The following is a 22,347-nucleotide window of genomic DNA, read 5'->3' as shown; positions in this document are numbered from 1 at the left end:
CGGAGCGGGCAGGAATCCGCGCCCGCCGTCCTCGGCGTTGATCCGGAACTCGATCGAGTGCCCGGAGATCTCCGGGTCGCCGTATCCGAGCTCCTCGCCGTTGGCGATCCGGAACATCTCCCGGACCAGGTCGAGCCCGGTGACCTCCTCGGAGACCGGGTGCTCGACCTGCAGTCGCGTGTTCACCTCGAGGAACGAGATCAGTCCGTCCTGTCCGACCAGGAACTCGCACGTCCCGGCGCCGACGTACCCGGCCTCGCGGAGGATCTTCTTCGACGACGAGTAGAGCAGTTCCAGCTGCTCGGGCGACAGGAACGGAGCCGGCGCCTCCTCGACGAGCTTCTGGTACCGGCGCTGCAGCGAGCAGTCCCGCGTCGACACGACGACAACGTTGCCGTGGGCATCGGCCAGGCACTGGGTCTCGACGTGCCGTGGTTTGTCCAGGTACCGCTCGACGAAGCACTCGCCGCGTCCGAAGGCGCTGACAGCCTCGCGGGTGGCCGACTCGAACAGCTCCGGGACTTCCTCCAGCGTCCGCGCGACCTTCATCCCGCGCCCGCCACCGCCGTACGCCGCCTTGATCGCGATCGGCAGCCCGTACTCCTGGGCGAACGCCACCACCTCATCAGCGTTCGCCACCGGGTCCGGCGTACCCGGAACCTGTGGCGCGCCGACCTTCTCCGCGATGTGCCGCGCCTTGACCTTGTCGCCGAGCGAGTCGATCGCCGACGGCGGCGGCCCGATCCAGATCAGCCCCGCGTCGATCACCGCCTGGGCGAACGCAGCGTTCTCGGCCAGGAAGCCGTAGCCCGGATGTACGGCGTTCGCGCCCGAGCGGGCGGCCACGTCCAGGATCTTGGCGATGTTCAGGTAGGAGTCGGCCGGTGTCGACCCGTCCAGCGCGTAGGCCTCGTCGGCGAGCCGGACGAACAGCGCGTCCCGGTCCTGGTCGGCGTACACGGCGACGCTTTCCAGTCCCGCGTCGGCGGCGGCCCGGACGACCCGGACGGCGATCTCGCCCCGGTTGGCGACCAGCACCTTGGTGATATGCAAGCTGTCGGACACAGCGACTCCCTTCGGCTGGCCCGAGTCTAGGGTCAAGGGGCCGCCCTGGGGGCAGGGTGTTGCTCACACCACGGTGGGTTGTCTCTCGAAGAACGTCTCCAGCACCACCACTGTCTGAGTGCTGGTCACCCCGTCCACCTGGTGGAGTGCACGCAGGGTCGCCTGCAGGTCCTCGGTGGTCGCCGTGCGGACCTTCACCAGGACCGACGCCGGCCCGGCGATGATGTGCGCCTCCTCGACCGCCGGGATCTTCCGCAACGCCTTCAGGGTCGGCTCGTCGCCCATCCAGGCGCCGGACTCGAGCATGACGAACGCCAGGACGCCGAGCCCGACCGCGGCCGGGTCCACGTCGACCGTCGTACGCCGGATCACGCCGGCCGCCTTCAGTTTCCGGACCCGTTCGTGGGCGGATCCGGCCGAGAGCCCGACCGCCTGCCCGAGCGCGGCATACGACTGCCCGGCGTCCTCCTGCAACGCGGCCAGCAACCCACGATCCACATCATCTACTGTCATATCGGTCACAAACCAAACCTCGTTCTGTATGGGCGGTCGGCGACAGGATAGCGTTCCGCATATGACGATCACACTCAACGCCGCGCCGCCGCGGCTCCGGGCCGAGCTCGTGGTGCTCGACGAGCGCTTCACCAAGATCGCGGGCGACGAGTACCTCGAATGCCTGTACGACGGCGGCCGCTGGCTCGAAGGACCGGCGTACTCGCCGGCCTGGCGCTGCCTCGTCTTCAGCGACATTCCGAACGACCGGCTGCTCCGCTGGGACGAGCTCTCCGGCCAGGTCAGCGTGTTCCGCCAGCCCTCCGGTTACGTCAACGGCAACACCATCGACCGCGCCGGCCGCCTGATCAGCTGCTCGCAGGGCGATCGCCAGGTCGTGCGAACGGAGTACGACGGCAGCCGCACGGTCCTCGCCTCGCACCTCGGCAGTTCGGGGTCGAGCCGGCGGTTGAACAGCCCGAACGACGTGGTCGAACGCAGCGACGGGTCGATCTGGTTCACCGACCCGCCGTACGGGATCACCTCGAGCTACGAGGGACACGCCGCCGAGCAGGAGATCGACGGTTGCCACGTCTACCGGATCGCCCCGGACGGCGCACTGACCGTCGTCGCGGACGACTTCATCCGTCCGAACGGGCTCGCCTTCTCCAACGACGAGAGCCAGTTGTACGTCGTCGACACGCCGGGCAAGCACATCCGCCGGTTCGACGTGGACGGCGAGAAGCTGACCGGGGGTGAGGTGTTCGCACCGTGCGAGGGCGGAATGTTCGACGGCATCCGGCTGGACAGCACCGGCCGGGTCTGGGCGGCCACGCACGAAGGCGTGCACTGCTTCGATCCCGACGGCACGCTGATCGGCAAGCTGGTGCTCCCGGACGTGGTGTCCAACCTGACCTTCGGCGGCCCGAAGGGCAACCGCCTCTTCATCACCGCGACCACCTCGGTGTGGTCGTGGCTGACCAACGTGCAGGCCGCCCCGAGATAGCGCAGGAGAACCGCATAGGCTCTTCCGCGAGTGTTCGCAGCCGAGTTCGCGAGGAGTCGTGATGACCGGAATTCTCGAGCCGTTGGCAGGGACCGCGCCGGCCGTCTGGGAGAAGCTGGACGACCGCTTCGAAGGTATCCGTGGCGACAGCCGCCTCGAACGGCTGTGGACCGGTGGCCGCTGGGTCGAGGGCCCGGTGTACTCCGCCGCGGGCCGCTACCTGTTGTGGAGCGACATCCCGAACGACCGGATCCTGCGCTGGGACGAGACGTCGTACCAGGTCTCCGTCTTCCGGCACCCGGCCGGCAACACCAACGGCCACACCCGCGACACCGAGGGCCGGCTGGTGAGCTGCGAGCACGGCAACCGGCGCGTGACGCGGACCGAACACCACGGCGGTATCACCGTGCTCGCCCACGAGTACGACGGGAAGCGGCTGAACTCCCCGAACGACGTGGTGGTGAAGCGCGACGGGTCGGTCTGGTTCACGGATCCGGCGTACGGGATCGACAGCGACTACGAGGGGTACAAGGGCGAGATCGAGACCGGCGGCTGCCACGTGTACCGGGTCGCGCCGGACGGTGGGCTGACCCGCGTCGCCGACGACTTCGACCGGCCGAACGGGCTCGCGTTCTCACTCGACGAGTCGTTGCTCTACATCACCGATTCGGAGCAGGGGACGATCCGCGTCTTCACCGTCGACGGCGACACCCTGAGCGGCGGCGAGCTGTTCGCCGAGTGCGGCAACGGCATCTTCGACGGCATCCGCCTCGACACCCAGGGCCGCGTCTGGGCGTCGGCCGCGGACGGCGTGCACATCTACCACCCCGACGGCACGCTGCTCGGCAAACTCCTGGTCCCCGAGACCGTCAGCAACCTCACCTGGGGCGGCCCGAAACGCAACCGCCTCTTCCTCACCGCGACCACATCGGTCTACTCCCTCTTCACCACGGCCAACGGAGCCCCGGAGGCCTACGGCCCCCGGGGCTGAGCGCTCTAGAGCTTCTTGGCCTGGTCGATGATGGTGAAGACGGCCAGGAAGCCGAAGGCCAGGAACGAGAACCAGAGGACGGCCGAGCGCCAGGTGGTGATCCGGATGGCGCGCGGGAGCGCCCTCGAGTTCATCCACCAGAGCAGGCCGGAGTAGACGAACATCATGGTGCCGGCGGTACAGGCCGAGATCACCAGGAGCACCAGCGGCTGCGTGAGGCCGGCCAGCAGGACGATGATGCCGAAGGCAACCAGTCCCCAGACCAGCCAGAAGTACAGCTTGGACTCGGTGAGGCTGGACTCGCGGAGGTACCGGGCCTTGACCATGTCGGCCGCCAGCCGGGACGTGTAGTCGACGATGCCGGCCGCCGCGGCGAACAGCGAGAAGGCGCCGATCGCCCAGAACAGGTAGCCGAACCAGCCGCCCACCAGGGTCTGCAGCGTCGTACCCTCGATCTTCAGGAAGCCGATGTTGTTCTTCACGTTGCTGTCACCGAAGAGGGTGGCGTGCGCGAGCATCGAGGTGAAGACGATCGTGACGACAGTGATCGCCACGAAGGTCGCGGCCTGCTCGATGTTCGCGAACTTCCACCAGCGCTTCCAGCGGGCCAGGTTCTCGTCGTTCGGCGGGAACGTGTAGCCGTTGGCGGTCGGGTCGGCCTCGGTCTCACCGGTCACCGGTGACGTCAGCCGCGGCACGTGCACGCCCATCCCGAACCCTTTGTCACGGATCCAGTTGCTCTGCACGAGGTTCTGGCCGCCACCTGCTCCGGCGTACGCGATCGCGCCCATCACCAGCGCGAACCCGAGCTGCTCGGCCGGGAACTGCGGGTGCGTGACCGCGTCCCCGAGCGCGCCGTACGTCTTCCCGCGGATCGCGAAGGCGAGCGCAAGGATCACGAGCAGCGCGACGGCGGCGATCTTCACCGCGATCAGCCGCTCGAGCATCACGTAGACGACCGGCGCGAGGGTCAGGATGGCGCCGATCAGCACCAGCATGCCGATCGCGATCCAGCGCGGGTTGCCGGCGCCGAACAGGTACGTGAGCATGCTCGCCGAGCTCGTCGCCCAGCCCGGCCAGAGGTTCGCGAAGTACGTCATGATCGCGAAGAACAGACCCCAGTGCTTCCCGTACCGGTTGAAGCCGGTCAACGCTGTCTCACCAGTTGCCAGCGTGTACCGCTCGATCTCCATGTTCAGGAACCACTGGACCACCACGCCGACGACGGCGCCCCAGAGGAACACCAGGCCGACCTGGCTGGAGATGTAGGGCCAGAGGATGAACTCTCCCGAGGCCAGACCCACCCCGGCGCCGACCATGCCGGGGCCGATGATCTTCCAGGTCTTGGTGGGCGGATCGGGAAGGTCGCGAACCTGCGGTGCGGGCAGGTTCTTGGTCGGTAGCGCGAATCGTCCGTGGTCAGTCGACTTGGTGTCCGCCATGAGGCTCCTCACTTCCTCGACCCCCCTCTGACCGGAGGGTAGCGAATACTGTCGACCAGGGCGACCCGACACAGCCGAATGGCAGACTGGCGCCCATGGGTGGGGTGACAGTCCTGATCGCGTCGTACGCCGGTGCCGCCAGCGCACCCGCCTACGCGCGCCTGGCCGGCCTGGCCGCCGAACTGCCGGGGGAGCAGCTCGTACGCCGGGACGCCGGGCAGCCCGTCCTGGTGTACGACGACGCGGCAGACGCGATCGCCGCCGCCGGGACGCTCCGTGAGGAAGCCTCCCGAGTGCCCGCCGGCGAACTGCTCCGGATCGCCCTGCACGCCGCACCGACCGCCACACCCGCGGTCCGCCACGCCGAACAGTTGCTGGCCCTCGCCAACCCCGGCCAAACGTTGCTCACTGCAACAACTGCCGCGGGCCTCCGGGACGCTCCGGACCTGACCGACCTCGGCGTGCACCGCTTGCGTGATCTCGGTTCGCCCGAGCGGATCTTCGAGCTCACCACCACGAACGAGCCGCTGCGTTCCCTCGATCGGGTGCCGAACAATCTGCCCGTCATGTTCACCAGCTTCATCGGCCGGGAGACCCAGGTCGCAGCGCTCCGAACACAGCTTTCGGGCAGCCGCCTCGTCACCCTCACCGGACCGGGTGGGAGTGGAAAGACCCGGTTGGCCGCTCAAACCGCGGCGCAACTGGCCGAACGCTGGCCGGACGGCGTCTGGTGGGTCGACCTCTCCGCAGTCACCGACAGTGCGCAAATCCCCGAGACGGTCGCTGCCGCGAGCGGTCTCCTGGTCGAGTCCGGCGACCGATTGCTCATCGGGCAGCTCCGGACCAAACGTGCCTTGATCTGCCTCGACAACTGCGAGCAGATCATCGAGGGTGTCGCCGAGTTCGTTGTCGCCCTGCAGACCGGCTGTCCGGAGGTCACCGTCCTCGCGACGAGCCGGGAGCCGCTGGACATCCCCGGCGAGGCGATCTGGCGCGTCCCCGCTCTCGCCCCCGATGAAGCCCGGGCGCTGTTTCTCGAGCGCTCCGGCACCGGTTTTCCGGACACGAAGCAGGCGACGTCGTCGGAGTCAGAACCGGCCGGATCGCCGGAGTCCGATCAGGCGATCCGCTCGATCTGCGCGCGCCTCGACGGCATCCCACTCGCCCTCGAGCTCGCCGCCGCCTGGGCCCGCACGCTGACACCTACGCAGATCGAAGCAGGCCTGAGCGATCGGTTCGGCCTGCTGACGAAGAACGTTCGTGGCGTCGCCGCTCGCCAGCGCACGCTCGCCGCGTCCATCGACTGGAGCTACGACCTGCTCGACGAGGACGAGCGCCAGGTCTTCCGCCGTCTCTCGGTCTTCGCCGGAGGGTTCACCCTCGACGCCGCATCGGCCGTCTGCGGCGCCGTACTCGAGGTACTCGCGAGGCTTGTCGACAAATCGCTCGTTGTCGCCGAGGGCGGGCGGTACCGGCTGCTGGAGACGATCCGCGAGTACGCCGGAACACGTTTGACGGCCGATGACGACGTACGGGATCGGCATCTCGACCACTACCTCCAGATCGCCGAGGCCGCAGAACCCCTACTGGACAAGGATCGTGACGCCTGGCGAGCCCTGATCGAACCGGATCGCGAGAACTATCGTGCCGCCCTGGAACACGGGCTTTCCGCGGACGATCCCGAGCGCGGCCGGCGACTGGCCGCGGCGCTTCGGTGGCTGTGGAACCTGCAGGCAACCGGTAACGAGGGCATCGGCTACCTGCGCCGCGCGATCGAACGTGCGCAAGACGACAGAACATTGCTGCAGGCCCGTTTGCTCTACGGGTACGCGACGGTTGCCGACACCGTCGATCCGTTCGGGTACGACGCCGCGGGTCGTGGACTCGAGCTCGCGACGGAGCTGGGTGACGACCGGCTGCGTTCGCTGTTCCTCGCACTTGTCGCGGTCGGGGAGTTCTTCACGGACTTCCAGAAGGCGTGGGATCTGACGGCGGAGGGTGTACGGCTCGCCGACGGGATCGGTGACGAATCGGCCCGGAACGCGAACGTCGCCCTGCAGTGCGTACTGCTCTCGCTGTGGGACCGTCATGACGAGCTCCGTCCGCTGCTCGATCGCGCCGCCGACGGCCTGACCACCAGCGGCGAACGCGGTATCGCTTCCACCGTGTTGACCGTCTGGTCCGAGAGCCTGGTCTCCACCGGCGAACCCTTGAAGGCACTCGAGATCGCCGAACGCGCTCTCGCCGCCGCCGAACCGCTCGCCGACTTCCACCGCGTCGGCACCGCACGCGGACAACTGGCGTCGGTGCTGGCCAGAACGGGGGGCCTCGACGAGGCGCGCGAGTTGATGCGGCCGCTGCTCGAGCTGGCCGACACGGCGGGCGCCGTCGTACCTAATCTCGGTCAGGTGATGGGGCTGATCTCCTTCTGGAGCGGCGAGTACGACGCAGCGGTCGAGTGGCTGGCCCGCGACACCGCGCCGGACAGCCCGCTCGCGGGGACGTTCGCGCCCGCGATGCTGCTGCCCACCGTCGCCGCCGCCGAGCGCGCCCGTGGACAGGACGCGACCGACCTGCTCGAACGCGCCGCGGAGCTGGCCCGTCGGTACAACCTCCCGCGGATCCTGGCCGACGCGCTTGATCAACTCGGTCGCATCGCGATCGCCGAACAACCGGACAAGGCGGCGGACCTCCTGCACCAGGCGCTGACGATCCGCGTCGACCACGGGCTGCGCACATACGTCATCGACAGCCTCGAGTCCCTTGCCCTACTGGCGATCCACACGAACCGTCCCACGGACGCGTCCCGTCTCGGCGGGGCCGCATCCGCCGCCCGTACGGCGCTCGGCCTGGCAACACCTCCCGAGCTCCCGGCGCCCTTGGACGAAGCACGTCACCAGCCGCCGCGGAGCCAGGACGAGCCGCCGCTCCCGTTGGACGAGGCCGTCGCGTATGCCCGGCGTACCCGCGGCGCCCGCGGTCGCCCGTCGTCCGGCTGGGCCAGCCTCACGCCCACCGAGGAACAGGTGGTCGCGCTCGCGGTCGAAGGCCTCAGCAACCCGGAGATCGGCGAGCGACTGTTCATGAGCCGCGGCACGGTCAAGACCCACCTGGCCCACGTCTACGCCAAACTCGGCGTCTCCAACCGCACTGAACTGGCTTCGCTCAAGAAGCCCTGAGCATCTCCAAGGCCTTCGCAATCCGCCGAGCCCGGGTCTCCGGCTTCTTGGCGTCGTTGATCGCGTTCACGTGCTCGCGCCGATGGCTGTAACTCAGCCCGTCGAACACCTCCCGCAACCCCGCCTCGGCCAACGCCGCCGCGAGATCCTCCGGCACATCGACAACTCGCTCACCGTTATCCCGCTCAACGGTCACAGTCACCGCGTCACCGTCCCCCTTCCCCAACTCGCTGCGAATGCTCTTCAGCACCCCCAACGCCATACACCCACCCATGGACGCGATCGACCCCCGATACCCCACCCCGTCAAACGTAGCCACCACCGGAATCCGCCCACCCCCACCCAGTGCAGCGACAACCTCCCCAGGAACCTCCACCCAGGCCCCACCACCGTCGTTCACCACGATCGCTGCCTCGAACGTCTCCATAGCTCGCACCCTAGGACGCGAGTTTGCTGGGCCACCAGACCTTCTTGCCGAGGTCGTGGGCCAGGGAGGGGACGAGGAGGGAGCGGACGACGGTGGTGTCGAGGAGGACGCCGAAGGCGACCATGAAGGCTATTTGGGCGAGGAAGAGGATGGGGAGGACGGCGAGGGCGGAGAAGGTGGCGGCGAGGACCACGCCGGCGGAGGTGATGACGCCGCCGGTGACGGCCAGGCCGACGAGGATGCCAGGTCTGGTGCCGTGTTCCTGGGATTCCTCGCGGACGCGGGTCATCAGGAAGATCGAGTAGTCGATGCCCAGGGCAACCAGGAAGACGAACGCGTACAGCGGGATGCCCGGGTCGGCGCCGGGGAACTTGAAGACGTGGTTGAACATCAGCGCGCTGACACCGACGGTCGCGCCGAACGACAGCACGTTCGCGATCACCAGCAGGATCGCGGCGACCAGCGAACGCAGCAGCAGCATCAGGACGACGAAGATGACCGCGAGGATGGTCGGGATGATCACCCGCAGGTCGCGTTGCGCGGCGTCCAGTACGTCGAGATTGATCGCGGTGTTGCCGCCCACCAGGATGTCGGGGCTCACCTTGTCCAGTTCGGTCCGCAGGTGCTTGACCACCTTGGTCGCGTCCGGTGAGTCGGCCTGCACCTTCAACGTGGCCTGGACCAGTACTTTGCCGTCCACAACCTTCGGCGGTACGCCGGGAGCGGCTGAGGCGGATGCCCCGCCGACACCGTCGACCTTCGTCGCGGTCTGGACCACCTGATCTGCCAGTGCGACCGGGGTCAGGATCTGCACCGGCGTACCCGCTCCCGCGTCGAAGTGCTTGGCCAGCTCCTCCTGGCCGGTGACCGACTCGACGCTGTTCAGGAACAGGTCCTCTTGCGACGTACCACTCGCCTTGAAGGTCGGCAGGAACGCGGCGCAAGCCAGCAACGCCAGCGCCGTGATCGCCCAGACCCGCCGGGAACGCCGGCCGACCAGACCCGACACGCGTCCCCAGAGCCGGCGCCCGCCGACCTGGTCGCTGGAGTGCACGTGGTCGACGCGCGGGATCGACGGCCAGAAGATCCGCCGTCCGAACGCGAGCAGGATCGCGGGCAGGAACGTCATCGACGCGATCAGCGCACCGGCGATCCCGAGCGCGCCGACCGGCCCGAGGCCCTTGGTACTGCCGAGCTGCGAGAGCAGCAGACAGAGCAGGCCGAGGATGACTGTCGCGGCGCTCGCCGCGATCGGCTCGATCGAGGCTCGCCACGCGACCCGCATCGCCTGGAACTTGCTGTCGTAGTCGTGCAACTCCTCTTTGTAACGGGAGACGAGCAGCAGCGAGTAGTCGGTCGCGGCGCCGACGACCAGGATGAACAGGATGCCCTGGCTCTGACCGTTCAGTTGCAGTACGCCGTTCTTCGCCAGCGGATAGACCACGAGCGCGGCGAGCGCGAGACCGAAGACCGCGGTGAGCAGGACGGCGACCGGGAGGATCGGGCTGCGGTACACGATCAGCAGGATCACGAACACGACCGCGAGCGCGACCCCGAGCAGGATCCCGTCGATCCCGCTGAACGCGACCACGAAGTCCGCGAACACCCCGCCCGGGCCGGTCACGTAGACGGTGAGACCAGTTGGCGTGAGGTCCTGCTTGATATCGGTCCGCAGGCTGTCCGCGACGGCGTACAGGACCGTTTCGCCCTCCTCGACCACCTCGTCGGCACGGTCCTGGTCGATCTGCACCGTGAGCAGCAGCGCCTTGCGGTCCTCCGACGGGATCGCCGGCGTGGCGGGACCGGTCAGGTAGTCGCCGAGTTTCTTGCCGGCGCCGAGGTCGAGCGTGGGGAGCTTCGCCTGGAACGCCTTGACCTTGGCGAGGTCGGCGGCCGTGATCCCGGACTCACGCTCGATCAGGACGAAGTACGGCAGCGCCTTGGAGTCGACGAACTTGGCGGTCTCGTTGGCGACCACCGTCGACTCGGCCTGTTTCGGAAGGAAGTTGGCGTTGTCGTTCTGCTGGACCTCGCTGAGCTTTCCGACCGCCGGCCCGCCGAGGGCGCCCAGCACGAGCCAAACGATCAGTACGGCGGCGATCCCCGCCCTCCACCTCCACCGGTTCACCGGGGAACAGTACCCGGAACCTCTCACCACCCGGCGACGGGTGTGCGGGAGCCGTTTCGGCGACGTAACAACAAGATGACTACGTGGAAACACCCCGGTCATAGCGTCCTGGCCTAATCGAACAGGTCGGATGATCGGAGACACGCGATGACGCTCGAGGCAGGACCGGAGGTCGCCACTACCCGCGACCGGACCGGTGCGGTCGGAACGGTCGAGGCACCGCGACGCGGGCGCTGGATCGATGTCTGGGATCCCGAGGACGCCACGTTCTGGGCCGAGAAGGGCCGTGCGGTCGCGCGGCGGAACCTGTGGCCCTCGATCTTCGCCGAGTTCCTCGGCTTCTCGGTGTGGCAGCTGTGGAGCATCGTCGTGGTGTCGATGCCCAAGGCGGGCTTCACCTACACGACGGACCAGCTGTTCTGGCTGGTCGCGCTGCCGAGCCTGGTCGGCGCGACCCTGCGGTTGCCGTACACGTTCGCCGTACCGAAGTTCGGCGGCCGGAACTGGACGATCGTGTCCGCCAGCCTGCTGCTGGTCCCGACGCTGGGTCTGTCGTACTTCCTGAGCCGGCCGGACACGCCGTTCTGGCTGATGGTGCTGATCGCGGCCACGGCGGGCGCGGGCGGCGGCAACTTCGCCAGCAGTATGACCAACATCTCGTTCTTCTACCCGGAGAAGGAGAAGGGCTTCGCGCTCGGCGTCAACGCGGCCGGCGGCAACCTCGGCGTCGCGGTGGTGCAGCTCGTGGTCCCGATCGTGATCGTCGCCGGCGCCGGCCTGACGCTGAACCGGGCCGGTCTGATCTGGCTGCCGCTGATCGTCCTGGCCGCCTTCTGGGCCTGGAAGTCGATGGCCAACCTATCGGCCGCGACCTCGTCGTTCCGGGCGTCGGTGGCGGCCGCGAAGCGCCCGCAGACCTGGATCATCTCGTTCCTCTACATCGGCACGTTCGGGTCGTTCATCGGCTTCTCCGCGGCGTTCCCGCTGCTGATCAAGACCACCTTCCCGGACATCACCGTGGCGCACATCGCCTTCCTGGGTGCGCTGGTCGGGTCGGTGTCGCGGCCGTTCGGCGGGAAGCTGGCCGACCGCGTCGGCGGGGCCTGGGTGACCGTCTGCTGCTTCGTGGTGATGGGCCTGGGCATCCTGGCCTCGGTCGTCGCTCTGAAGGCGGACAGCTTCGCCGGGTTCCTGATCAGCTTCTTGTTCCTGTTCGTGGCCAGCGGTGCCGCGAACGGATCGGTGTACCGGATGATTCCGGCGGTGTTCCGGCTCACCACGCCGGGCGACCCGGGCCGGGCCCGGCGTGAGGCCGCGGCCTGTATCGGGATCGCGTCCGCGGTCGGCGCGTACGGCGGTTTCCTGGTCCCGCGTGGATTCGCGATGTCGACGAGCCACTTCGGCTCGCTGATCCCGGCGCTGTACGTGTTCTGCGGGTTCTACGTGATCTGCCTCGCGGTGACGTACTTCTGCTACCTGCGCAAGGGCGGTTCGCTCAGCCGGGAGCACGTGTGACGGCAGTTGCGACTCATTGTCCGTACTGCGCTCTGCAGTGCGCCACCACGCTGCACCCGGTCGCTCGGCCGGGTGCGGTGGAGGTGCGGCCGCGCGACTTCCCGACCAACAAGGGCGGGCTGTGTCGTAAGGGCTGGACGGCTCCCGAGGTACTCACGGTGCCGGACCGGCTCACCATGCCGCTGGTCCGCAACGCCGCGGGCGAGCTGGTGGAGACGAGCTGGGATGCAGCGCTGGATTTCGTTTCCGACCGGATCAAGGCGTTGCAGGCCGCTCACGGGCGGGACGCGATCGCGGTGTTCGGCGGCGGCGGGCTGACCAACGAGAAGGCATACGCGCTGGGCAAGTTCGCCCGCGTGGCGCTGAAGACGGCGAACGTGGACTACAACGGCCGGTTCTGTATGTCGTCGGCGGCCGCTGCGACGAACCGGGCGTTCGGAATCGATCGCGGATTGCCGTTTCCGCTGGCCGATCTGGGTGGTGCGGGAGCAGTCCTCCTGGTCGGCAGCAACATTGCGGAAACGATGCCGCCGGCGGTGGCGCATCTGCAGGGCGCACGCGACTCGGGTGGACTTCTGGTCGTCGACCCGCGTCGCTCCGCAACTGCTGGTCTGACTGAGGAAAACGCTGGAATTCACCTGCAGGCGACACCTGGTACCGACCTCGCGTTGGTGCTTTCGCTCACCCACGTGGTGCTGCAGGAAGGTCTGGCGGACACGGCGTATCTGCAGGAGCGGACCGATGACCCGGATGCGCTCGTCCGTACGACGGCGTCCTGGTGGCCGGAGCGGGCCGAGCGGGTGACCGGTGTTCCGGCGGCGACGATCCGGCGGGCCGCACGGGTCCTGGCGGCGGCTGCTCCGGTGCATGGTGGCGCTGGGGCGTTCGTCCTGACGGGCCGCGGGGCCGAGCAGCACAGCAAGGGCACCGACACGGTGACTGCCTGCATCAACCTCGCGTTGGCGCTTGGCCTCCCGGGCCGGATGGGCAGCGGGTACGGCTGCATCACCGGGCAGGGAAACGGTCAAGGCGGCCGGGAGCACGGGCAGAAGGCGGATCAGCTGCCTGGGTACCGGAGCATCTCGGACCCGGCGGCGCGTGCCTACGTCGCTGGTGTCTGGGGCGTGGATCCGGACGAGCTGCCGGGGCCGGGGAAGAGCGCGGTCGAGCTCATCAACTCCCTCGGTACGACGGATGGTCCGAAGGCGCTGCTGGTGCACGGGAGCAACCTGCTCGTGTCGGCGCCGCACCTGTCGTCGGTACGGGAGCGTCTGGCGTCCCTCGACCTGCTGGTTGTCGCGGACGTCGTGCCGTCGGAAACGGCACTGCTCGCGGACGTGGTCTTTCCGGTCACGCAGTGGGCCGAGGAGGAAGGGACGATGACGTCCCTCGAAGGCCGGGTCCTGCGGCGGCGTGCCGCGGTGGCCGCGCCGGGTGAGGTGCGGAGCGATCTCGCGGTGTTCGCGGGGATCGCCGAAAGGCTCGACGTACCAGGGTTCTCGACTGATCCGGCCGAGGTGTTCGAGGAGCTGCGGAGAGCGAGTGCCGGCGGGAAGGCCGACTACTCCGGGATCACCTGGGAGCGCTTGGACGCGGACGAGGCGTTGTTCTGGCCGGTACCGCACGAGGGGCATCCGGGGACGCCGCGGCTGTTTTCCGACGGATTTCCGACGGCGGACGGGCGGGCGCACGTCGTACCTGTCGATCACCGGCCGGTCGCAGACGATCTCAGCACGGAGGCACCGCTCTATCTGGTGACGGGGCGGTTGCTGCAGCACTACCAGAGCGGCGCGCAGACGCGGCGGGTTCCGGAGCTGGCCGAGGCCGAGCCCGAGGTGTACGCCGAGATTCATCCGCGGGTCGCCGCGCAGCTGGGGATCGGCGACGGGCGTCCGCTGCGGTTGCGGACCGCGCGCGGGTCGATGGTGCTGCCGGCGCGGGTGACGGCCGACGTCCGGCCGGACACCGTTTTCGTGCCGTTCCACTTCGGTGGCGCGGAGGCGGTCAACGAGCTGACCAACGACGCGCTCGACCCCGTGTCGCGGATGCCCGAGTTCAAGGCGTGTGCCGTCGAAGTCACCGCCGCTGCCCTGCCAGCGACGGGAGTTCCGGCATGAGAGTAGTGATCATCGGCGGCGGGATGGCCGGCCGGCGGCTGGCAGAGCTGTTGCCGTCGTACGACGTCACGGTCCTGGGCGACGAGCCGTCGTACAACCGTGGCCGGCTGACCGAGTACGTGGCGGGCCGCGCGGAGGTTGCTGTCGGCAACGAGCCGCTCAAGACCGCGGTGGCCGTAGATCGGGCACGGCGGGTTGTGACCGACGACGGTGGTCGCGAGCACCCGTACGACCGGTTGGTGTTCGCGACCGGTGCTGTGCCGGTGGTTCCGAAGGGCGTCGTGGGCGGGCAGCTGCTGAGGTCCGCGGACGACGCACGGGCAGTGGTTGCGGCAACAGGCACGGCCCGGCGTGCCGTCGTCCTCGGCGGCGGGGTGCTCGGGGTCGAGACGGCTTGTGCGCTGCGTGAACGCGGAGTCGCGGTCACGGTGGTGCACGACGGCGAAACCCTGCTGGACAAGACGGTTCGCGCGTCGGCGGGACGTCGCGTGACGCGCGCGGTCCGCCGGCTCGGTGTCGAGGTCCTCCTCAACACGGAACTTGACGGAACGGAACAAAAGAACGGCAGTTTCCGCGCCCTCCGGCTGCGGAACGGCCGCCAGGTGTTCGGCGATCTGCTGGTCGTCGCGTGTGGTGTCCGGGCCCGCACCGAGCTGGCGACCGGCCTGACGGTGCGCGACGGAATTGTCGTGGACACCACGATGACCAGCCCGGACGACCCACGGGTGCACGCGATCGGCGACTGTGCCGAGATCGACGGGCGCCTCACCGGCACGGTCGACTCGGCGTGGATGCAGGCCGAGGCGCTGGCGAAGCACCTGATGAACGAGACCGCGCAGCTACCTGACTACGAGGTCGTGCGTGTGACGGCCGGTGGCCTCGACCTGCTTGTTCTTGGCGACAAGGACGAGGACGGGGCCGTGGTCCGGCTCGAGGACGAGACGCGGTACGTGCGGGCCGTTCTGCGGGACGGCGTGGTCCGGTCTGCGGTGGCAGTCGGTGCGCCGGAGGTCGCCGCGGAGCTGGTGCTGCTGGCGGATCGGGGTACGCCGGTGGTGGCGGACGGGCTGCTCACCGAGCCCGACGTACCCGCGGTACAGAACAAGAAGGTGGCGACCGTGTGCAGGTGCAACGGCGTCACCAGGGTCGCGATCGAAGCGGCCTGGCGTGGGGGTGCCGACAGTGTCGCCGGCATCGCCGCCACGACGCGGGCGACGACCGGGTGCGGAAGCTGCACCGGCGCCGTCGGCGAACTGCTCGACCGCTTCCGGCGCGGCGAGACCGAACCAGTCCCGAGCAGGAGGGCGACGATGGCAGAGCTGAACAAGGCCAAGCACGTGGTGGTGGTCGGTGGGGGTATGGTCGCGCACCGGCTGGTCGAGGCGCTGCGGCAGCGCGACACCGACGTCAATTACCGGATCACGGTCTTCGGCGAGGAGCCGCGGCTGCCGTACGACCGGGTTGCACTGACCAGCTACTTCTCCGGCCGCGACCCGCAGGACCTGTCGCTCGGCGACCCGGATCTCTGGGACGACCCGGCGGTCAACCTGCGCAAGGGCGTGCAGATCACGTCGATCGACACCACGGCGAAGACCGTCACCACAGCGCGCGGCGAGCAGGTCGGGTACGACGAACTCGTCCTGGCGACCGGCTCCGCGGCGTTCGTCCCGCCGGTGAAGAACAACGACGCACAAGGCTGCTTCGTCTACCGGACCATCGACGACGTCGCCGCGCTGCGCGTGTACGTCGAGCGACTGAAGAGCGAAGGCAAGGACGTCAACGGCGTCGTCGTCGGCGGTGGTCTGCTCGGCCTGGAAGCGGCCGGGGCGCTGCGGGCGCTCGGCGCCGGCACCAAGGTCGTCGAGTTCGCGCCGCGGCTGATGCCGCTGCAGGTCGACGAGGGCGGCGGTTCCGCGCTGGCCCGGCTGATCGAGGGCCTCGACGTCGACGTACTGACCGGGACGCAGTGTCAGCGGGTGAAGCTCACCTCGCAAGGTGCGGCCCGCGCGATGGGCGTTGCCGACGGCCCCGATCTGCCGGCCGACGTGGTGGTCTTCGCGGCCGGAGTCCGGCCGCGTGACGAGCTCGGCCGCGAGGCCGGTCTGCAGATCGGCGAGCGCGGCGGTGTCGTGGTCGACGAAGCCTGCCGTACGTCCGTTCCTGGTGTCTGGGCGATCGGCGAAGTCGCTTGTATCGAAGGGCGCGTGTGGGGCCTGATCGCCCCCGGCTACACCATGGCCGAGATCGTCGCGGACCGGTTGCTCGGTGGCGAAGCGACGTTCCCGGGCGCGGACACGTCGACGAAGCTGAAGCTGCTCGGCGTCGACGTCGCGAGCTTCGGTGACGCGTTCGGCGCCACCGAGGGCGCCCTCGACATCGTGTACGCCGACCCCGTGGCCGGTGTCTACAAGAAGCTCGTGCTGTCGGACGACGCCCGTACCCTGCTCGGCGGCATCCTGGTCGGCGACGCGTCGGCGTACTCCGGACTGCGGCCGATGGTCGGCCGGGAACTCGGTGCGGACCCGGCCGCCTTCCTGCTGCCCGAGGGCGCCGGTCCGGTGCAGCTCGAGCTGCCCGACGACGCGCCGGTGTGCTCGTGCAACAACGTGTCCGCGGGGACGATCCGCTGCGCGGTCCGCGACGAGGGCTGCAGCGACATCAAGTCGGTGTGCGGGAAGACGAAGGCCGGTACGTCGTGCGGCTCGTGTCTGCCGATCGTCAAGAACCTCCTCAACACCGAGCTCACCAAGGCCGGCGTCGAGGTCAGCAAGGCGTTGTGCGAACACTTCGCGCTGTCGAGGGCCGAGCTGTTCGACGTCGTCCGGATCACCGAGCTGCGGACGTTCAGCGAGATCGTCGAGCGGCACGGCAGCGGCCGCGGGTGCGACATCTGCAAGCCGGTGGTCGCGTCCATCCTGGCGAGTCTGGACCCGGCCGGTCACGTGCTCGAGGGCGAGCGCGCGTCGCTGCAGGACACCAACGACCACGTCATGGCCAACATGCAGAAGGACGGCACGTACTCCGTCGTACCGCGGATCCCGGGCGGTGAGATCACGCCGGAGGGCCTGATCACGATCGGCGAGGTGGCGCGCGACTTCGGGCTCTACACGAAGATCACCGGCGGCCAGCGGGTCGACCTGTTCGGGGCGCGGATCGAGCAGTTGCCGGCGATCTGGAAGCGGCTGGTGGACGCGGGCTTCGAGTCGGGGCATGCCTACGGCAAGGCGCTGCGGACCGTGAAGTCGTGCGTCGGGTCGACCTGGTGCCGGTACGGCGTACAGGACTCGGTCGGGATGGCGATCGCGCTGGAGCTGCGGTACCGCGGGCTGCGGTCGCCGCACAAACTCAAGCTCGGTGTCTCCGGCTGTGCGCGGGAGTGCGCGGAGGCGCGCGGCAAGGACGTCGGCGTGATCGCTACCGAGAAGGGCTGGAACCTGTACGTCGGCGGCAACGGCGGTATGACGCCGCGGCACGCCGAGCTGCTCGCCTCGGACCTGACCGACGAGGAGCTGTTCCAGGCGATCGACCGGTTCCTCATGTACTACATCCGCACCGGTGACCGCCTGCAGCGGACCGCGGTGTGGATGCGCGAGCTCGAAGGCGGCCTGGACCACGTGCGCGACGTCGTACTGAACGACAGCCTCGGCATCGCCGCCGACCTGGACGCGGCGATGGCCAAGCACGTCGACTCGTACGTCGACGAGTGGCAGGCGACGCTGAACGATCCCGGCAAGCTCGCCCGGTTCGTGTCGTTCGTGAACGCGCCGGACCAGCCCGACGCCGACCTGCGGTACGTGGTCGAGCGCAACCAGCCGCGCCCGGCCACCTCGGCCGAGCGCGGGCAGCTGGAGCCGGTCCTGCTGGCCGGCCCCCGATTGGAGGTACGTCGATGACCATGACAACTGTCGAGCGCACAGTGGTCTGCGCTTTTGAGGCACTGCTGCCGGAACGTGGGGTCGCGGCGTTGCTCGGGGACCTGCAGATCGCGTTGTTCAGGACGCACGACGACGAGGTGTTTGCCATCGGCAACCAGGATCCGTTCAGCGGGGCCAACGTGATGTCGCGGGGCATCGTCGGCAGCCGCGGCGACGTACCGACGGTGGCGTCGCCGATGTTCAAGCAGGTCTTCGATCTGCGCACCGGGGCGTGCCTGGACGATCCGGAGGTGTCGCTGCCGGTGTACCCGGTCGAGATCGTCGACGGACAGGTCGTGGTGGGTCCAGGTGACTACTAGGCCGGGGCCGCTGAGCGGTTGCACGATCGCCATCACGGCGCATCGGCGTGCGGAGGACCTGATCGCGTCGTTCGAGCGGCGCGGTGCGAAGGTGCTGCACGCGCCGACCCTGCAGATCGTGCCGGTCGCCGACGACCACGCGCTGATCGAGGCGACCCGGCGGGTGATCGCGAATCCGCCGGACGACGTCGTGGTCACCACAGCGGTCGGGTTCCGCGGCTGGATCGAGGCGGCCGACACCGCCGGTCTCGCCGCGGACCTGCTGGGTACGTTGGAGCAGTCGCGAATCCTCGCCCGCGGTCCGAAGGCGCGCGGCGCGATCCGCGCGGCCGGGCTGGTCGAGCACTGGTCGGCGCGGTCGGAGACGACGGCCGAGGTGGTCGAGTGGCTGCGCGCGCAGGGCGTCGTCGGGCGGAAGATCGTCGTACAGCTCCACGGGTTGTCGGATCCGGCGTTGCAGGAGGCGCTGCGTTCGGCCGGCGGGTCGGTGCGTGGGCTGGAGGTGTATCGGTGGGGGCCTGCGCCCGATGCGGCCGTGGTGGAGCGGATGATCTCGCAGGTGTGCGCGGGGACCGTTGACGCCGTCGTACACACGTCGGCACCGGGTGCGCAGGCGATGCTTGACGCCGCGGCGTTGAACGGGCAGTACGACGACCTCACCTCGGCGTTGCGGACCGGGCGGGTGCTGAACGCCTGCGTCGGTCCGGTGACGGCGGCGCCCTTCGAAGCGCTGGGACTGGACCCGTTGGTTCCGGACCGGTATCGGTTGGGCGCGCTGATCCGGCTCGTGACCGATCGGCTCACCGACGACAACGCGCGGTCGATCGAGACGGCGTTCGGCCAGTTGGTGATTCGTGGAGGTGCTGCGGTGCTGGACGGTGTGGTGCTGCCACTCGGTCCAGGCCCGCGCGCCGTACTGGCCGCCCTGGTCGCGGCCGGTGGTGATGTGGTGTCGCGACCGGAGCTGCTCGCGGTGCTTCCTGGAGCTGAGGACGTACACGCGGTGGAGGTCACGGTGAACAGACTGCGTACGGCGGTCGGTCGTCCGGAACTGGTGCGGACGGTAGTGCGACGCGGCTACCGCCTGGCCGTAGAACCCGCCGGAGTTGCCTCATGACCGACCTCGTAGCCGTCGCCCACGGGACAGCCGACCCTCGCGGTATCCAGGTGATCCACGACCTCGTCCGGGAGATGGCTCGTCAACGCCCGGACCTGCCTATTTCGTTGGGTTTCGTCGACCTGCTCACGCCGGCGCTGCCGTCTCTCGTTCGTCGCGTCACCACGGACGCTTCGGACGCTGTCGTCGTACCGCTGCTACTGAGCTCCGGCTACCACGTGTACGTCGACGTTGCTGCCGAAGCGCAGCGCTATCCCGGGCGGGTTCACGCGGCCGCTGCGCTTGGTCCTGATCCCGTGCTGGTCGAGATCCTCGCCGACCGGCTCGGCGACCTGTCCCGCGTGGACACCGTCGTACTGGCCGCCGCCGGCTCCTCCGACCCGCGCGCGCTGGCCGACTGCGAGGAGACGGCGAGTCTGTTGGCTGAGCGTGTCGACCGGCCTGTCCAGGTGGCCTACGTGTCCGGCGCCGGCGACCGTCTCCCCGACGTACTCGCCCGCACCCCGGGCCGCCTGGCAATAGCGACGTACCTCTTGGCCCCCGGGTTCTTCCACAACCTCATCCGCCGCCAGTCCGGCCCCCACCCCGTCACGCCCCCCTTGGCCCCCCACCCCCACCTCGCCACCCTCGCCCTCCACCGCTACGAGGAGGCCCTCGAGCCTCGAGCAGTGGACTCGGTACGACGATCCGCGACGCACCGGGTGGGCGCGCCCGTCGCGCGGCGATGCTTGCGTGTGGGGTGATGGGCGCGGATCGTGGGGGATGTGCGTGGGAAGAAGTGGGCTGACCTGAGTACCCGGCAGCAGCGGTTGGTCGTCGCTGGAGCGGTCGTCGAGAGCGTGTTGAAGGCGGTCGCACTGGCCGACCTGGCGCGACGTCCCGCCACCCAGGTTCGTGGCCCCAAACCGCTCTGGGCCCTGGCCCTCACCCTCTTCAACTCCCTCGGCGCCGCACCGATCATCTACTGGCTGTACGGCCGCAAGACGACCTAGCGACTGTCGCTCTGATCTCTGAGGGCTTTGAGGTCTGCGTGGCAGCGGGCTTCTACTTCGGCGAGGTCCTGGAGGGTTTCTTCGATGTCGCGGCGGCGTTGTTCTAGTTCGGTGCGGCGGTGGGTGATCTGGTCGAGGAGGTAGGCGAGCTGGCCTTCCTCGCCGGGTTCGGCGTCGTACATGTCGACGATCTTGGCGATCTCGTCGAGGGAGAAGCCGAGGCGTTTGCCGCGCAGGATGAGGGCGAGGCGGACGCGGTCGCGGGGGTGGTAGACGCGCGCGGTGCCACGGCGTTCGGGATTGAGCAGGCCGCGGTCCTCGTAGAACCGGATCGTGCGGAGCGTCACGTCGTACTCGGCGGCCAGTTCGGCGATCGACCAGGTCTCTGCGGGCACCTGGCTATTGTGCATGCTCCCCAGCGTGCTTTACGTTTACGTAAGCGTCAAGCACGAAGGAGTGCCGCATGTTCGAGTTGTCCGCGGAGCATCAGGAGTTCCGTCGTAGCGTTCGCGACTTCGCGGAGGCCGAGATCGGCCCGCACGCGGCCGAGTGGGACCGCAAGCACTACTTCCCGGTGGAGGTCGTGCAGAAGATGGGGCGGCTCGGGCTGTTCGGGCTGACCGCGCCGGAGGAGTACGGCGGCGCGGGCGGCGACTTCACCAGCCTGTGCGTGGCGATCGAGGAGATCTCCCGGGTCGACCAGTCGATGGGGATCACGCTCGAGGCGGCGGTCGGGCTCGGCATCAACCCGATCCTGACGTTCGGCACCGACGAGCAGAAGGCCGCCTGGCTGCCCGACCTGGTCGCGGGCCGGTCGCTGGCCGGGTTCGGGCTGACCGAGCCGGAATCCGGATCGGACGCCGGTGCCACCAAGACCCGCGCGGTGCTCGACAACGGCGAGTGGGTCATCGACGGCTCCAAGCAGTTCATCACCAACTCGGGTTCGAGCATCACTTCGTGTGTGACGGTCACCGCGCGCACCGGCGAGAAGCCGGACGGCAAGCCGGAGATCTCCACGATCATCGTCCCGAGCGGTACGCCGGGATTCACCGCGGAAGCGGCGTACGACAAGCTCGGCTGGCATGCCAGCGACACGCACCCGCTGTCGTTCGTGAACTGCCGGGTTCCCGAGGCCAATCTGCTCGGTGAACGCGGCAAGGGGTTCGCGCAGTTCCTGGCGACGCTCGACGACGGCCGGGTCGCGATCGCGGCGGTCGCACTGGGCTGCATCCGCGCGTGCCTGGAGCTGTCCGTGCAGTACGCCGGTGAGCGGCAGACGTTCGGCGTACCGATCGGCCGCAAGCAGGGTGTCGCGTTCCAGATCGCCGACCTCAAGGTGATGGCGGACGCCGCCTCGTTGCTGGTCTACCGGGCCGCCGCGCTGAAGGATGCGGGTGCTTCGAGGGCCGACTTCAAGCAGGCCGCGTCGGTGGCCAAGCTGTACGCGACCGAGTCCGCGGTGACCGCGACCCGGATCGCCACCCAGGTCTTCGGCGGCTACGGCTTCATGGAGGAGTACCCGGTCACCCGGTTCTACCGCGACGCCAAGATCCTGGAGATCGGCGAGGGTACGTCGGAAGTCCAACGGATGCTCATCGCGAGGTCGCTCGGCCTCCCAGTGGAATGATGCCTGGGATGATGA

At 68.9% G+C, this 22,347-nt stretch carries 17 protein-coding genes; 11 read left to right on the top strand and 6 right to left on the bottom strand.

Annotation, left to right across the window (positions count from 1 at the left end):
* The coding region (locus EV137_RS14920; RefSeq protein WP_238175306.1) for an acetyl-CoA carboxylase biotin carboxylase subunit at positions 1-1,065 on the bottom strand (1,065 nt) is incomplete at its 3' end.
* Positions 1,066-1,128: 63 nt separating this feature from the next.
* Positions 1,129-1,578, bottom strand: a complete 450-nt coding sequence (locus EV137_RS14915) for an Lrp/AsnC family transcriptional regulator (protein ID WP_134004051.1) — start codon at positions 1,576-1,578, stop codon at positions 1,129-1,131.
* A 61-nt stretch (positions 1,579-1,639) separates the two neighbouring features.
* Between EV137_RS14915 and EV137_RS14910 the strand changes: the two genes are divergently transcribed.
* A complete protein-coding gene (locus EV137_RS14910) occupies positions 1,640-2,563 on the top strand; it encodes an SMP-30/gluconolactonase/LRE family protein (RefSeq protein ID WP_134129224.1) in 924 nt (307 codons plus the stop codon).
* 61 nt (positions 2,564-2,624) lie between these two features.
* The gene (locus EV137_RS14905; protein ID WP_134004055.1) at positions 2,625-3,554 is read left to right on the top strand and encodes an SMP-30/gluconolactonase/LRE family protein; all 930 of its coding nucleotides are present in this window, start codon (positions 2,625-2,627) and stop codon (positions 3,552-3,554) included.
* Positions 3,555-3,559: 5 nt separating this feature from the next.
* On the opposite strand, the gene EV137_RS14900 is transcribed toward EV137_RS14905, so the two are convergent.
* Positions 3,560-4,996: an Nramp family divalent metal transporter gene (locus EV137_RS14900; protein WP_134004057.1), complete on the bottom strand. Its 1,437-nt coding sequence runs from the start codon at positions 4,994-4,996 to the stop codon at positions 3,560-3,562.
* A 95-nt stretch (positions 4,997-5,091) separates the two neighbouring features.
* Here EV137_RS14900 and EV137_RS14895 point away from each other — a divergent pair, with 95 nt between their 5' ends.
* A complete protein-coding gene (locus tag EV137_RS14895) occupies positions 5,092-8,175 on the top strand; it encodes a helix-turn-helix transcriptional regulator (RefSeq protein WP_134129222.1) in 3,084 nt (1,027 codons plus the stop codon).
* Here the strand turns inward: EV137_RS14895 and EV137_RS14890 are convergent.
* Positions 8,162-8,602, bottom strand: a complete 441-nt coding sequence (locus tag EV137_RS14890; RefSeq protein ID WP_134129220.1) for a YdeI/OmpD-associated family protein — start codon at positions 8,600-8,602, stop codon at positions 8,162-8,164. The two genes, EV137_RS14895 and EV137_RS14890, sit on opposite strands and share 14 nt — an antisense overlap.
* Before the next feature lie 10 nt (positions 8,603-8,612).
* Entirely contained in the window at positions 8,613-10,730 is a 2,118-nt protein-coding gene (locus EV137_RS14885) for an MMPL family transporter (RefSeq protein WP_238175305.1), read from the bottom strand.
* A gap of 147 nt (positions 10,731-10,877) precedes the next feature.
* Here EV137_RS14885 and EV137_RS14880 point away from each other — a divergent pair, with 147 nt between their 5' ends.
* The 7 genes from EV137_RS14880 to EV137_RS14850 are packed head-to-tail and all read left to right on the top strand — an operon-like array spanning position 10,878 to position 20,705.
* Positions 10,878-12,245, top strand: coding sequence for an MFS transporter (locus EV137_RS14880; RefSeq protein ID WP_134004066.1), 1,368 nt, complete (start codon positions 10,878-10,880; stop codon positions 12,243-12,245).
* Positions 12,242-14,362 (top strand): molybdopterin oxidoreductase family protein, encoded by a 2,121-nt coding sequence (locus tag EV137_RS14875; protein WP_134004068.1) that lies wholly within the window; start codon positions 12,242-12,244, stop codon positions 14,360-14,362. The genes EV137_RS14880 and EV137_RS14875 overlap by 4 nt, the downstream gene beginning before the upstream one ends.
* Complete coding sequence (gene nirB / locus EV137_RS14870; RefSeq protein WP_134129216.1) at positions 14,359-18,255, top strand: nitrite reductase large subunit NirB; 3,897 nt, start codon at positions 14,359-14,361, stop codon at positions 18,253-18,255. The genes EV137_RS14875 and nirB overlap by 4 nt, the downstream gene beginning before the upstream one ends.
* Positions 18,252-18,596: a nitrite reductase small subunit NirD gene (nirD, locus tag EV137_RS14865; RefSeq protein WP_134129213.1), complete on the top strand. Its 345-nt coding sequence runs from the start codon at positions 18,252-18,254 to the stop codon at positions 18,594-18,596. Before nirB ends, nirD begins: the two co-directional genes overlap by 4 nt.
* On the top strand, positions 18,586-19,713 hold the full coding sequence (locus EV137_RS14860; protein ID WP_166658589.1) for a uroporphyrinogen-III synthase: 1,128 nt from the start codon (positions 18,586-18,588) through the stop codon (positions 19,711-19,713). The genes nirD and EV137_RS14860 overlap by 11 nt, the downstream gene beginning before the upstream one ends.
* Positions 19,710-20,456 (top strand): sirohydrochlorin chelatase, encoded by a 747-nt coding sequence (locus EV137_RS14855; protein ID WP_134129211.1) that lies wholly within the window; start codon positions 19,710-19,712, stop codon positions 20,454-20,456. Before EV137_RS14860 ends, EV137_RS14855 begins: the two co-directional genes overlap by 4 nt.
* A gap of 21 nt (positions 20,457-20,477) precedes the next feature.
* A complete protein-coding gene (locus EV137_RS14850; RefSeq protein WP_134004076.1) occupies positions 20,478-20,705 on the top strand; it encodes a hypothetical protein in 228 nt (75 codons plus the stop codon).
* Here the strand turns inward: EV137_RS14850 and EV137_RS14845 are convergent.
* A complete protein-coding gene (locus EV137_RS14845) occupies positions 20,702-21,100 on the bottom strand; it encodes a MerR family transcriptional regulator (RefSeq protein WP_238175304.1) in 399 nt (132 codons plus the stop codon). The genes EV137_RS14850 and EV137_RS14845 overlap by 4 nt on opposite strands.
* A 68-nt stretch (positions 21,101-21,168) precedes the next feature.
* On the opposite strand from EV137_RS14845, the gene EV137_RS14840 reads away from it, so the two are divergent.
* Positions 21,169-22,332 (top strand): acyl-CoA dehydrogenase family protein, encoded by a 1,164-nt coding sequence (locus EV137_RS14840; RefSeq protein ID WP_134004080.1) that lies wholly within the window; start codon positions 21,169-21,171, stop codon positions 22,330-22,332.
* Positions 22,333-22,347 lie beyond the last annotated feature (15 nt).

This window comes from Kribbella pratensis (assembly GCF_004366075.1).
GTDB classification, from domain to species: Bacteria; Actinomycetota; Actinomycetes; order Propionibacteriales; family Kribbellaceae; genus Kribbella; species Kribbella pratensis.
Note: the sequence above shows the minus strand (reverse complement) of the source record. Positions and strands in the feature narration are given on the sequence as shown.

What these genes read in the sequence shown, in the direction of transcription:
- nirD (WP_134129213.1), top strand. Translation starts at nt 18,252, where the DNA reads ATGACCATGACAACTGTCGAGCGCACAGTGGTCTGCGCTTTTGAGGCA.
- EV137_RS14915 (WP_134004051.1), bottom strand. Translation starts at nt 1,578, where the DNA reads ATGACAGTAGATGATGTGGATCGTGGGTTGCTGGCCGCGTTGCAGGAG.
- EV137_RS14880 (WP_134004066.1), top strand. Translation starts at nt 10,878, where the DNA reads ATGACGCTCGAGGCAGGACCGGAGGTCGCCACTACCCGCGACCGGACC.
- nirB (WP_134129216.1), top strand. Translation starts at nt 14,359, where the DNA reads ATGAGAGTAGTGATCATCGGCGGCGGGATGGCCGGCCGGCGGCTGGCA.
- EV137_RS14890 (WP_134129220.1), bottom strand. Translation starts at nt 8,602, where the DNA reads ATGGAGACGTTCGAGGCAGCGATCGTGGTGAACGACGGTGGTGGGGCC.
- EV137_RS14855 (WP_134129211.1), top strand. Translation starts at nt 19,710, where the DNA reads ATGACCGACCTCGTAGCCGTCGCCCACGGGACAGCCGACCCTCGCGGT.
- EV137_RS14910 (WP_134129224.1), top strand. Translation starts at nt 1,640, where the DNA reads ATGACGATCACACTCAACGCCGCGCCGCCGCGGCTCCGGGCCGAGCTC.
- EV137_RS14900 (WP_134004057.1), bottom strand. Translation starts at nt 4,996, where the DNA reads ATGGCGGACACCAAGTCGACTGACCACGGACGATTCGCGCTACCGACC.
- EV137_RS14905 (WP_134004055.1), top strand. Translation starts at nt 2,625, where the DNA reads ATGACCGGAATTCTCGAGCCGTTGGCAGGGACCGCGCCGGCCGTCTGG.
- EV137_RS14840 (WP_134004080.1), top strand. Translation starts at nt 21,169, where the DNA reads ATGTTCGAGTTGTCCGCGGAGCATCAGGAGTTCCGTCGTAGCGTTCGC.
- EV137_RS14895 (WP_134129222.1), top strand. Translation starts at nt 5,092, where the DNA reads ATGGGTGGGGTGACAGTCCTGATCGCGTCGTACGCCGGTGCCGCCAGC.